Genomic DNA, 11641 nt, shown 5'->3' on the forward strand with positions numbered 1-11641 from the left:
GTAACAGCTCGTAACCCGAGTTTATCGGCAGAAACCTTGACGACGGGCCACCGCGGGGTGATATTTGGGATGCCAAATTTTGGGATACCAAATCGACCGGACTCCCCGTCGATCGGAGGCCCGCATGACCGCCGCCCCAGCAACCCGGTCCGAAGCGCCTACCACCGAGAACGCCGATCCCCGGCTCTGGAACGAAGATCTCGCGCCGGCGAAAGAACGCCGTTGGAAGGTCTACGACATCTTCGCGCTGTGGATGTCGGACGTGCACAACCTCGGCAACTACACCTTCGCGGCGGGCCTGTTCGTCCTCGGGCTTTCGGCGTGGCAGGTGTTCACCGCCCTGCTGACCGGTTTCGTGCTCATCTACTTCGGCATGAACCTGATGGGCCGGATCGGCCAGAAGACGGGCGTCCCCTTCCCCGTCGTCGCCCGCATCAGCTTCGGGACCTTCGGCGCGAACCTGCCCGCGCTGATCCGCGCGATCATCGCGATCTTCTGGTACGGCATCCAGACCTATCTCGCTTCCGTGGCCATCACACTGCTCGTGCTCGCGATCGATCCGGGACTGAAACCGTTGACAGAGGTCGGTTTCCTCGGCCTGCACGCGCTCGGCTGGATCTGCTTCATCGCGTTGTGGCTCGCGCAGGCGCTCGTGCTCACCCGCGGTATGGAGGCCGTGCGCAAGTTCCAGGACTGGTGCGGTCCGGGTATCTGGGTGGTGATGATCGCGCTCGCCGTGTGGGTGCTGGCCGCCGCCGACTGGAACATCTCGTTGACCAGCAACCCGAAGGCACTGTCCACAGGGGAGCAAGTGCGGCAGTGGTTCGGCGCCGTCGGGCTGATCCTATCCATCTACGGCACCCTGATGCTCAACTTCTGCGACTTCTCCCGGTTCGCCCCGAACCAGAAAACGGTGCGGCGCGGGAACTTCTGGGGCCTGCCGATCAACTCGACGGCGTTCGCGCTGCTGTCGGTGCTGGTGACCGCCGGCAGTCTGCAGGTGTTCGGTGAGGCCATCACCGACCCCGCCGAACTGCTGGCCCGCATCGACAACACGCCCGTGCTGATCATCGGCGCGCTGACCTTCGCGATCGCCACCATGGGCGTGAACATCGTCGCGAACTTCGTTTCCCCCGCCTACGACCTGGCCAACATCTGGCCGAAACGGATCACCTTCACCATCGGCGGGATGATCAGCGCGGTCGCGGCGTTGTGCGTGCTGCCGTGGAAGCTGTACTCCTCGCCCGCGGTGGTCAACTACTTCCTCGGCGGCCTCGGGGCCTTCCTCGGTCCGCTGTTCGGCATCATGATCGTGGACTACTACCTGGTGAAACGCGGCCGGATCGACGTGGACAAACTGTTCGTGGCCGGACCCGATTCGCCGTACCACTACAAACGCGGCTTCAACCCGAGGGCGATGGTCACCTTCCTGCCCACGGCGGCGCTGTCCGCGATCATCGCGCTGGTGCCGTTCTTCGCCCCCGCCGCGCCGTACTCGTGGTTCATCGGCACCGCTTCCGCCGCGGCCCTCTACTTCGCGGTGTCGCGCAAGCAGCGGGTCGCGTGATGCGGATCCTGGTCACCAACTGCAACACCACCGAGGCGATGACCAAGGAGATCGAGGCGGGCGCCCGCGCCGCCGCGAGCCCCGGTACCGAGATCCTGGCCAGAGCACCGTTGTGGGGTCCGGAATCCGCCGAGGGCTGGCTGGACAGCTTCCTGAGCGCCGCGGCCGTCCTCGACCTTCTCAACGGGCTGGACGAGCCCTTCGACGCGCTCGTGATGGCCGGTTTCGGCGAGCACGGACGGGAAGGCGCGAGGGAACTGCTCGACGTCCCGGTCGTCGACATCACCGAGGCCGCCGCGCATCTGGCCTGTCTGCTGGGAAGACGCTACGGCGTCGTGACCACATTGGACCGGACGTGCGGGCTCATCGAGGACAGCCTGCACGCCGCGGGCGTCGCGCAGAACTGTGTCGGCGTCCTCGGTGCGGGGCTCGGCGTGCTCGAACTGACCGACGAACGCCGGACGGAATCGGCCTTGCTGACCGCCGGACGGCGCGCCAGGGACGCGGGCGCGGAGGTCCTCGTCCTCGGCTGCGCCGGGATGACCGGCCTCGATCGCCGTATCTCGGCGATGCTGGACATCCCGGTGATCGACGGCGTCGCCGCCGCCGTCCGCCTGGCGGAATCCCTCGTGGCCCTGAACCTCAAGACCAGCCGGACCGGTTCCTACGCCCGCCCGCTCCCGAAAACCCGCCTCTGGCCCCGCATTTAGTCCTCTAAATGCGGGCGGGCTAGTTGCCGGCGGCGGCGATCCCGGGGGCGGGAGCCTGGGCGTTGCCCGCGATGCCGTAGCGCCCGGCGCCGCCTTCGAGCTGCTCCCGCAGCGCCATGATCGTGGTGACCCGGCCCGCCGCGGTCTCCGCGTTGTCCACAGTGGACAGGATGGACGTCGACGAGGTGTCGGCGCGGACGACGCCGATCGCGCCGGTGCCGTCGGCGGATCCCGCGTCGCCCGCCAGGACGGTGCCCGCACCGGAACGGTCGAGCTGCGCGGCGAACCGCGCGACGGTCGAGGCACGGTCACCGGCGCCGTCACCGGTGTACTTGGAACCGGTGAGCACGATCGCGAGCTGCGCGGGCTTCACGTCCCCGCCGGTCTTGAGGAAACCGCCGTCGGTGAGCCCGCCAAGCGCGGCCGCCAGCTCCACCGGAGTGGACTGCGGCTGCGCGTTGTCCTTGTTCAGCAACGCCACGGAGCCGATCAGCGCGCCCGCGAGGGTGCCCGGGTCGCCCGCGGTCGGGAACTGGACACCGGCCGGCTGCAGACGCGACACGACGTCACGCAGCTGGTCCGACCGCATCGGGTCGGAGAACGCCTCGGTCAGCTGGATCTCACCGGTGACCGAGGCGCCGGCCTGACCCACGAGCTGCTTGAGCGCGTCGCGGTCCGCGGGCTTCGCGTCCTCGGTGGTCACCAGCACCACCGAACGCTTGTCCAGCTGCCCCGCGACGACCTTCGGCCCCATCGCGCCGGCGAACGCGTCCGCGTCGCCGAGCCTGGCGTTGAGCGAATTGCGCTGTGCCTCCAGATCCGCGACCTGGGAACCCAGATCCTCCTTCTGGCTGGCGAGACCCGAAAGCAGGGAACCGTTCAGCGCCGTCGACCCGAGCACCACGCCGATGGCGAGCGCCAGGAAGCAGGCGGCGATGGAAACGATGTGGTATCGCAGTGAAATCACGTGAAGAGTCCCTTGCCCCAGGCGATGAACGAGTTCCAGGTGTCGCGGATCCAGTCGAGGTACACCGAACCCACATCGGACACCAGCAGCGCGGCCGCGACGGCCACCAAGGTCGCGACGACCAGCAGGACGATGGCGCCGATGGACACCCGGCTGCGGTGCAGGGTCGCGACCGCCTTGCCGTCGACCAGTTTCGTGCCGAGCTTGAGCCTGGTGAGGAACGTCGACGGATTCGACCCGGACCGGCCGTGGTCGAGGAATTCCCGCAGTGTCGCCTGGAATCCGACGGTGACCACCAGGCTCGCCTCGTGCGCGTCGGCCAGCAGCAGCGCCAGATCCTCGGCGTTGCCCGTCGCGGGGAAGGTGACCGCGCCGATTCCGAGGTCCTGGATGCGCTCGACACCGGGCGCGTGCCCGTCCGGCTGCGCCGGGACCACGACCTCGCCACCGCTGCGCAGCGTCTCGGCGCCGATCCCGTGCGGGTCGCCGACGATGACGTCCGGCTGATAACCCTGCGCGCGCAAGGTGTCCGCCCCGGCGTCGACGCCGATCAGCACCGGCCGGTGCTCGGAGATGTACTTCTTCAGTTTCTTGAGGTCTTCGGCGTGCCCGTTGCCGCCCGCGACCACGAGGGCGTGCCGGTCCCGCAGCGGGACACGGATCTCCGGGACGCCGACGCCGTCGAGGATGAGGCTGCGTTCCCGGCGGAGGAATTCGATCGTGTTCGCGGAGAACGCCTCGAGCTGGGTGGACATCCCGGCCTTGGCCTCGATCATCTGGTCCGCGACGCTTTCCCGCGTCTGCTGGACACCCGAGCCGAGCTGCCGCTCTCCGATGTAGACGACGCCCTCGTGCAGGCGGAGTTTCGTGCCGTCCTTGACCTTGCGCAGCAGTTCGCCGCCGACCGAATCGACCAGCGGGATCCCGGCTTCGAGCAGGATCTCCGGGCCCAGGTTGGGGAACCGGCCGGAGATCGACGGCGAAGCGTTCACCACCGCCGCGACTTCGGCCTCCACCAAGGCATCGGCCGTCGACCGGTCGAGGTCGAGCTGGTCGAGGACGACGATGTCGCCAGGGCTCAGCCGGCGGAGCAGCTCACGCGTACGCCTGTCGACCCTGGCGACGCCGGTGATCCCGGGGAGGGTCTCTTGGTTACGCGAGAGCAAGCCGGTGAGCTTCATGCGACCGATAGTGACAAATCCGCGCGGGCTTCCGTGTCCGCCACGCCGATGGAAACACGCCGATTAACCCACACCGGATCGGGCTACCCGGTCGCGACAGGCACTACTTCGCCTTCTTCCGCTTCCCGCCGCGACGGGCTTTGGGCTTGTCCGGCGCGCTCTTGTCGGCCTCGGCGACGGCGAGCAGTTCTTCCGCGTGCGCCCGGCCGGTTTCGGTGCTTTCCATCCCGGCGAGCATGCGCGCGAGCTCGACGACGCGCTCCGACTGTTCGAGCACGCGCACCCCGCTGCGGGTCACTCCGCCGCTGGTGCCCTTGTCCACGACCAGATGCTGATCGGCGAACGCGGCCACCTGCGGCAGGTGCGTGACCACCAGGACCTGGTGACTGCGCGCCAGCCGCGCGAGCCGCCTGCCGATCTCGACCGCGGCGCGGCCGCCGACCCCGGCGTCGACCTCGTCGAACACCAGTGTCTGCACGGTGTCCGCGTGCGCGAGGACGACCTCGATCGCCAGCATCACGCGGGAAAGCTCACCGCCGGAAGCCGCCTTGTGCACCGGGAGCGGCGGGGCGCCGTTGTGCGCCCGCAGCAGCAACTCGACGTCGTCGACGCCGTCGGGCCCGGCGTGCACGAGCCTGCCGCCGACCTTCACGGCGTGCGCGTCGCTCTCGTCGACGGTGCGCCGCTCGACGGTGATCTCGATCTCGGCCTGTCCCATGGCGAGCCCGGACATCTCGGCGGTGATCGCCTCGGCGAGCTCGGCGGCGGCCTCGACGCGCGCCTCCGACAGCGTGAGCGCGTGTTCGGCCAGCGTGACGGCGAGTTCGTCGCGGCGCTTGGCCAGCTCGGCCAGCGCCTCCTCGGAGGTGTCCATCGTGGACATCCGGCGACGGGCGTCGTCGGCCCAGGCGAGTACGCCGTCCACGTCCGCCGCGTATTTGCGGGTGAGCCGCTTCAGATCGGCCTGGCGCGCGAGCACCTTTTCCAGCAACGCGGGATCGGCGTCGAGCGTTTCGAGGTAGCTGCCCAGCTCGGCGCCCACTTCGGACAACAGCACCGAGGCCTCGTCCAGCCGGGGACCGAGCTCACGCAGGACGGCGTCCTCGGAGCCGGTCAGGTGGCGGCTCGCCTCCCCGATCAGCCCGACCGCGCCGGGCGCGTCCGGGTCGCCGTCGGGCGAACCCGAGACGGCGGCCTGCGCGGCGCTCGCCGCGGACCGCAGTTCGTCGACCGCGGCGAGCCGCTTGATCTGCTCGGTGAGCTCGGTGTCCTCGCCGGGTTCCGGCGCGACGGCGTCGATCTCGGTGAGCCCGTGGCGCAACAGGTCGGCCTGCTGGGCCATCTCGCGGGAGCGGGTGGAGCGCTCGGTCAGTTCGGCGACGACGGCGAGCCATTCGTCCCGGACCGCGCGGTACTGCTCGAGCGGCTCGGTGACGGCCTCACCGGCGAACCGGTCGATCACCGCGCGCTGCTCGGCGGGCCGCAGCAGCCGCAGCTGATCGTTCTGCCCGTGGACGGCGATCAGCTGCTCGGACAGATCGGCCAGCACACCGACCGGCACCGAACGGCCGCCGAGGTGGGCACGGGACCGGCCGTCGACCGAGACCGCGCGCAGCGCGATGACGCTGCCGTCCTCGTCGACCTCCGCCCCGGCGTCGGTGACGATCCGGGTGGCGCCCTCGGCACCGCCCAGCTCGAATCGGCCTTCCACGAAGGCCTTCAGCATTCCCGTCCGCACCTTGGACACTTCGGCTCGGCCGCCGGAGAGCAGGTGCAACCCGCTGACGACCATCGTCTTGCCCGCACCCGTCTCACCGGTGACCACGGTGAAGCCCGCGTGCAGTTCCAGCAGGGCGTCCTCGATGACTCCGAGGCCCTGGATGCGCATCTCGGCCAGCACGACGCCCACCGTAGCGGCCCACCCCGACCATTCCCGCACCCGGCACGTCATGAAAGGGCCGTTCAAGACGGAAATTGTCCTGAACGGCCCTTTCATGACATCCGTCAGCGGGCGTGTCGCTCCCGCCAGCCCTTGATCGGCAACGAGAACTTGTGCACCAGCCGGTCGGTGAACGGGCCTTCCCACAACCGGATCAGCCGCACCGGCACCCGGCCGCAGGTGACCCGCACGGCCGCGCCGGCCGGAAGATCGAAGGTCCGCGATCCGTCGCAGGTCAGGACCGCGGGCGAACCGTCGGGATCGATGGCGACGGTGATCTCCGAGTCCCGCGAGACGACCAGCGGCCGCGAGAACATCGCGTGCGCGTTGCTCGGGACCACCAGCAGGGCCTGGACGTCCGGCCAGATGATCGGCCCGCCCGCGGAGAACGCGTACGCCGTCGAGCCGGTCGGAGTGGCGCACAGGACGCCGTCGCAGCCGAAGGAGGACACAGGCCTTCCGTCGACCTCGATGAGCGCGTCCAGCACCCGCTCGCGCGAGCTCTTCTCGACACTGGCCTCGTTGAGCGCCCACGTGTTGACGGTCTCTTCGCCGTCGACGGTGACGACGACGTCGACGGTCATCCGCTCTTCTACCTGGTAGTCGCCGTCGACGGCCCGCTGGACGGTGTCGGCGAGCTTGTCCGAATCGGCCTCGGCCAGGAAGCCGACGCGGCCGAGGTTCACGCCGAGCACCGGGACGCCGTTCGGCCTGGCCAGTTCCGCGGCCCGCAGCAGCGTGCCGTCGCCGCCGAGCACGAACACCAGCTCGGTGCCGGCGGCCGGATCCTGTTCCGGCGCCATGACCGTGCAGGGCGCGCCGATCCCGCCGTCCGCCTCCAGCATCTCGCGGACGTCCTCGTCGAGTACCCGCAGCCGCACACCGGCCTTGGCGAACCGGGCCGACACCTCGCGTGCCGCGTCCCGGGTCGCGTCCCGGTCCGGGTGCACGACGAGCAGCACCTCGCGATCGCTCATTGGGGTCCCTCCAGGACTGCGGTCCGGACGAGCCGCTCGGCGTCGGTGCCGGCGGTCTCCCCCGCCCCGCGGGTAAGCCAGACGAAGTATTCGACGTTCCCCGACGGCCCGGGAAGCGGGCTCGCGACGACGCCGCGCAGGCTCAGGTCCAGCTTCTCGGCCTCGGCGAGCACGGCGAGCACCGATTCGGCCCTCAGCTCCGGGTCACGGACGACGCCGCCGCTACCGAGCCGGTCCTTGCCGACCTCGAACTGCGGTTTCACCATCGGCACCAGGTCCGCGCCGTCCCGCGCGCAGGCGGCCAGCGCGGGCAGCACGAGTTTGAGCGAGATGAACGAGAGATCCCCGACCACGAGGTCGACCTGCCCGCCGAGGTCTTCCGAGGTCAGGTTGCGGACGTTCGTCTTGTCGAGGACGACCACACGGTCGTCGGTGCGCAGCCGCCAGTCCAGCAGGCCGCGGCCGACGTCGGCCGCGATCACGGTGGCGGCGCCGTTGCGCAGCAGGACGTCGGTGAAGCCGCCGGTCGAGGCGCCCGCGTCGAGGCAGCGCTTTCCTTCGGTGGAAAGACCTTGCGGGGTGAAGGCTTCGAGCGCGCCGAGGAGTTTGTGCGCGCCGCGGGAGGCCCAGCCGGGGTCGTCACCGTCGCGCACCACGATCGGCGCGCCGGACTCGACCCCGGTCGCGGGTTTGGTGGCCACCATCCCGCGCACGGTGACCTTGCCCTCGGCGATCAGCGCCGACGCCTGCTCCCGGGACCGGGCGAGACCCCGCCGGACGAGCTCCGCGTCCAGGCGGGCGCGTTTGGGCACGCGGTCAGACCTTGTCGATGGTGGACAGCGCCACCGTCAGCTCGGTGTGCACGGCCTCGAAACGGTCGACGTGCTCCGAAAGCGGAAGCGCCGCGAGGTCGTCGAGACCCGCCACGGCTTCGTCGATCCCGGCCCGGGGATCCGTGTCCTGCTGCGCGAACTGGTCCGGCGGCGGTCCCGGCACCGGCGGCGGGCCGGGAACCGGGGGTCGCGGAACAGGGTGGAAGTGGTCTTGCACCCCACCAAGTTAGCAGCGCTGGTCAGCCGAGGCGCAGCTCACCGAGCGCGGCGCGGGCGGTGTCGCCCACACCACGGACCTCGGTGATCCCCGACTCCCAGGCCGCCGCGCACAACGCGCGCAGCAGGTCGAGGGAGTCGCCTTCACCATCGGCTTCGAGCACGTCACCCTGTGCGGTGACGCGCCAGCCGTCCTTGGGCCCGATCTCGAGCAGTTCCGCCCGGCTGCTCAGCCCGGACAGGTCCGCCGCGAGGTAGCGCGGACGCTCCTCGGGCCTCGCCGCGATCAGGGACGCCGCGTCGGCGACGCCGGTCAGGACGCAGAGCGCGTCGATCCCGGCCGCGACCGCGCCCTCGATGTCCGTGTCCAGGCGGTCGCCCACGACGAGGGCCCGCTCCGCGCCCGCGTCCCGTGCCGCCGTCGTGAACAGTCCCGGCGCCGGCTTGCCCGCCACCAGCGGTTCGGCGCCGGTGGCATGGCGCAACGCGGCCACCATCGACCCGTTGCCCGGCAGCAGACCGCGTTCGCTCGGCAGGGTCGCGTCGACGTTGGTCGCCACCCAGAGCGCGCCCGCGCGGATGGCGAGGCACGCCTCCGCGAGAGCGGCCCAGGTGTTCTCCGGGGAATGCCCCTGGACCACGGCGGCCACGTCCGGACCGGCTTCCCGGACCGTCCGGAGGCCGACCGACTCGATCTGAGCGGCCAGCGAGTCCGTGCCCACGACGAGGACCACCGCGCCCTGAGGCAGCCGCTCACCCAGCAGGGCAGCGGCGGCCTGAGAGCTCGTGTGGACCTCTTCGGGGGTGGCGGGCAGTCCGAGTGCCTCCAGGTGCGCGGAGACCTCCGCGGGCGCCTTGGAGGCGTTGTTGGTCACCCACCGGACGGCCGTGCCGTGGTCCCGGAGTGCCCGAAGCGCTTCCGGTGCGCCCGGGACCACCTTGCTGCCGTGATAGACCGTGCCGTCGAGGTCGAACAGGACCGCGTCGTACCCGGCCGACAGGGCGTCAGCCATTCGTGAGCTCCGCGGCGCGCTCGGCGGCGTCGGTCTCGTCCTCCTCGTCGGCCTCCGCCGCGTTCAGGAACCAGCGGATCGCCTCGTCCTTGCGGTCGGCCGCGGCGAGGTTGTCGGCGTAGGCGTAGAACAGCCGGGCGCTCCACGGGTCGCGCTTCTCCGCCTTGAGGTCGTCGCTCTGCAGGGAGACGACGGCCGCGTCCAGCTGACCGAGGTCGCGCCGGGCGCCGGCGGCGACGATCGCGAGCTCGATCTGGGTCGCCTTGGACAGACGCTCCTTGTCGACCTCCTTCGCGAGGTCGAGCGCCCGCTCCGGGCGGCCGATGGCGCGCTCGGCGTCGGCGATGATCGCGATGTGGTCGTCGGTCCGGGTCATCCGGCGGACGGCCCGCAGCTCCGACAGCGCCTCGGACCAGTTGCCCGCGTGGTAGGCCACCAGGCCGAGCGCCTCACGGACGATCGGGACCCGCGATGCCTTGGCCTTCGCGTACTTGGCGTGCTCCATGGCGGCTTCGGGGTCTTCGTCGACGAGGCCGCCGGCCGCTACGAGGTGCTTTCCGACGGTCTCCGCGAGCGCCTTGGGCAGGGTGCGGAGCTCCCGGCGGACCTCTTCGTCCAGATCAGAGAACTCGATGCCCTCGGGCAGTTCCGGAGCCTCGAGCAGCTCACGCGCCAAGGTCTCGTCGTCGACCGGCCTGTCGTCGGTGCGCGGCGAGGAACGGAAGTCCTTGCGGCCCTCGGAACGGTCACGCTGGGGACGGTCGTCGCGCTTGCGCTCGAACCGGCCTTCGCCGCCACGGGAGTCGCCGCGCCGGTCGTCGTACCGCTTCTCCGGACGGTCGCCGGAAGGGCGACGGTCTCCGCGGTTGTCGCGGTCGCCGTAGGACTTGCGCTCGTAGCCACCACCGCTGGGACGACGGTCGCCCGAGGACGAGCCCGAGCCGCGCCGGTCGCCGTTGTACCCGCCGGAACGGGAGCCGCCGCGATCGTCACGGTCGCGATAGGACGGACGACGGTCGTCGCCGCCACGATTGTCGCGGCTGTCGCGGTCGCCATAGGACTTGCCCTGGGGGCGTCCTTCGTAGCGGTTGCCGGAGGGGCGGTCGTCGGACCGGCCGCGGTTGTCCGAGCCGTAGCCGGAACGGGCCGGGCGGCTGTCGGAGCGCTTCTCGTAGCGGCCCTCGGAACGGTTGTCCGAGCGGCTGTCCGAACGGTTGTCGTAGCGACGCTCGGGACGGCTGTCGGACGAGCGGTATCCGCCGCGGTCGCCACCACGGTTGTCGGACCGGTAGCCGCCGCGATCGTCGCCGCCCCGGTTGTCCGAGCGGTACCCGCCACGGTCGCTGCCGCCCCGGTATCCAGCACGGTCGCCGCCGCGGTTGTCCCGGCTGTCGCGGTTGTCGGACCGGTAGCCACCACGGTCACTGCCACTACGGCTGTCCGAGCGGTAGCCGCCACGGTTGTCGCCACGACTGTCGCCGCCGCGGTAGCCGCCCCGGTTGTCCCGGCCGCCGGATCGGTCGTCACGACGGTCGCCGCCGCCGGGGCCACGACGGTCGTCGTTGTTGTAGCGAGAGCGGTTCTCGTCGCGGCCCTGGCCGCCGAACCGGCCGCCGGAGCGCTGGTCGCGGGAGCCTTCGCCGCTGCGCGCGGGATAGCTGCCGGAACCGCGGGCACCGCGGTCGTCACGACGAGGGCGGCCCTGGTAGCCGCCGTCGCGGCCGCCCCGGTCCTGCCTGCCGCCGGCGGAACCGCGCCGGTCACCTCGCTGCGCGTCAGACCGGCCTCCGCGGGGACTGTCGTCCCGGCGACCCGACCGGCCGGACGCGCCATCATCTGAGTCACGTCGACCGAACTCGGACACCTGGCCTCCTGCCACTATTGAAAAGTTTCGACATACGCCCACCACGAGGCGGGCCAACGGACCATTCTAGTCCGTGCCTGGACATGAAAAGAGACAGGGCCCTGACCGGGGAGAACCTGTTGGGGTTCTCGACCCTGGTCAGGACCCTGTCCTGAAGTTAGTCCGGCGGTGTCCTACTCTCCCACAACCCTTCGGTTGCAGTACCATCGGCGCTGTCAGGCTTAGCTTCCGGGTTCGGAATGGGACCGGGCGTTTCCCTGACGCTATAACCACCGAAACACTACGAAACAACACACACTGTCTGTTTCCAGAACGGTGTGGTGTTTCAGAGCTGTAGAGTGGATGCGTAACATCTTTGTGGGCAAGTCCTCGGC

Annotated in this window: 10 protein-coding genes and 1 rRNA gene; 2 read left to right on the plus strand and 9 right to left on the minus strand. The window is 70.4% G+C overall.

Annotated features, from left to right (window positions below; genetic code table 11):
- The first annotated feature begins 124 nt into the window (after nt 1-124).
- The gene (locus AMK34_RS09750; RefSeq protein ID WP_038511544.1) at nt 125-1567 is read left to right on the plus strand and encodes an NCS1 family nucleobase:cation symporter-1; all 1443 of its coding nucleotides are present in this window, start codon (nt 125-127) and stop codon (nt 1565-1567) included.
- Nucleotides 1567-2277, plus strand: coding sequence for an aspartate/glutamate racemase family protein (locus AMK34_RS09755; RefSeq protein WP_073844440.1), 711 nt, complete (start codon nt 1567-1569; stop codon nt 2275-2277). Before AMK34_RS09750 ends, AMK34_RS09755 begins: the two co-directional genes overlap by 1 nt.
- A 19-nt stretch (nt 2278-2296) precedes the next feature.
- Here the strand turns inward: AMK34_RS09755 and AMK34_RS09760 are convergent, their stop codons facing one another.
- The 9 genes from AMK34_RS09760 to rrf all read right to left on the minus strand — a co-directional run bounded on the left by AMK34_RS09760 (nt 2297) and on the right by rrf (nt 11544).
- A complete protein-coding gene (locus AMK34_RS09760; protein WP_037348119.1) occupies nt 2297-3244 on the minus strand; it encodes a copper transporter in 948 nt (315 codons plus the stop codon).
- A complete protein-coding gene (gene steA, locus AMK34_RS09765) occupies nt 3241-4425 on the minus strand; it encodes a putative cytokinetic ring protein SteA (protein WP_037348117.1) in 1185 nt (394 codons plus the stop codon). The genes AMK34_RS09760 and steA overlap by 4 nt, the downstream gene beginning before the upstream one ends.
- A 103-nt stretch (nt 4426-4528) precedes the next feature.
- Nucleotides 4529-6325: a DNA repair protein RecN gene (gene recN, locus AMK34_RS09770; RefSeq protein WP_073844730.1), complete on the minus strand. Its 1797-nt coding sequence runs from the start codon at nt 6323-6325 to the stop codon at nt 4529-4531.
- Nucleotides 6326-6429: 104 nt separating this feature from the next.
- Nucleotides 6430-7341 carry an NAD kinase gene (locus AMK34_RS09775; protein WP_037303235.1) on the minus strand — a complete coding sequence of 304 codons (912 nt, stop codon included), beginning with the start codon at nt 7339-7341 and terminating at the stop codon, nt 6430-6432.
- Complete coding sequence (locus AMK34_RS09780; protein WP_073844442.1) at nt 7338-8153, minus strand: TlyA family RNA methyltransferase; 816 nt, start codon at nt 8151-8153, stop codon at nt 7338-7340. The genes AMK34_RS09775 and AMK34_RS09780 overlap by 4 nt, the downstream gene beginning before the upstream one ends.
- 4 nt (nt 8154-8157) lie before the next feature.
- Entirely contained in the window at nt 8158-8337 is a 180-nt protein-coding gene (locus tag AMK34_RS09785) for a hypothetical protein (RefSeq protein WP_038511536.1), read from the minus strand.
- A gap of 76 nt (nt 8338-8413) precedes the next feature.
- Nucleotides 8414-9403: an HAD-IIA family hydrolase gene (locus AMK34_RS09790; protein ID WP_073844444.1), complete on the minus strand. Its 990-nt coding sequence runs from the start codon at nt 9401-9403 to the stop codon at nt 8414-8416.
- Complete coding sequence (locus AMK34_RS09795) at nt 9396-11267, minus strand: hypothetical protein (protein WP_073844445.1); 1872 nt, start codon at nt 11265-11267, stop codon at nt 9396-9398. The genes AMK34_RS09790 and AMK34_RS09795 overlap by 8 nt, the downstream gene beginning before the upstream one ends.
- Before the next feature lie 160 nt (nt 11268-11427).
- Nucleotides 11428-11544: ribosomal RNA gene (rrf, locus tag AMK34_RS09800) — 5S ribosomal RNA — on the minus strand.
- Nucleotides 11545-11641 lie beyond the last annotated feature (97 nt).

The sequence above is a fragment of the Amycolatopsis sp. CB00013 genome (assembly GCF_001905755.1).
GTDB lineage: Bacteria > Actinomycetota > Actinomycetes > Mycobacteriales > Pseudonocardiaceae > Amycolatopsis > Amycolatopsis japonica.

Coding starts and splice junctions, on each gene's coding strand:
- AMK34_RS09755 (WP_073844440.1), top strand. CDS start 1,567: ATGCGGATCCTGGTCACCAACTGCAACACCACCGAGGCGATGACCAAG.
- AMK34_RS09750 (WP_038511544.1), top strand. CDS start 125: ATGACCGCCGCCCCAGCAACCCGGTCCGAAGCGCCTACCACCGAGAAC.
- AMK34_RS09790 (WP_073844444.1), bottom strand. CDS start 9,403: ATGGCTGACGCCCTGTCGGCCGGGTACGACGCGGTCCTGTTCGACCTC.
- steA (WP_037348117.1), bottom strand. CDS start 4,425: ATGAAGCTCACCGGCTTGCTCTCGCGTAACCAAGAGACCCTCCCCGGG.
- AMK34_RS09775 (WP_037303235.1), bottom strand. CDS start 7,341: ATGAGCGATCGCGAGGTGCTGCTCGTCGTGCACCCGGACCGGGACGCG.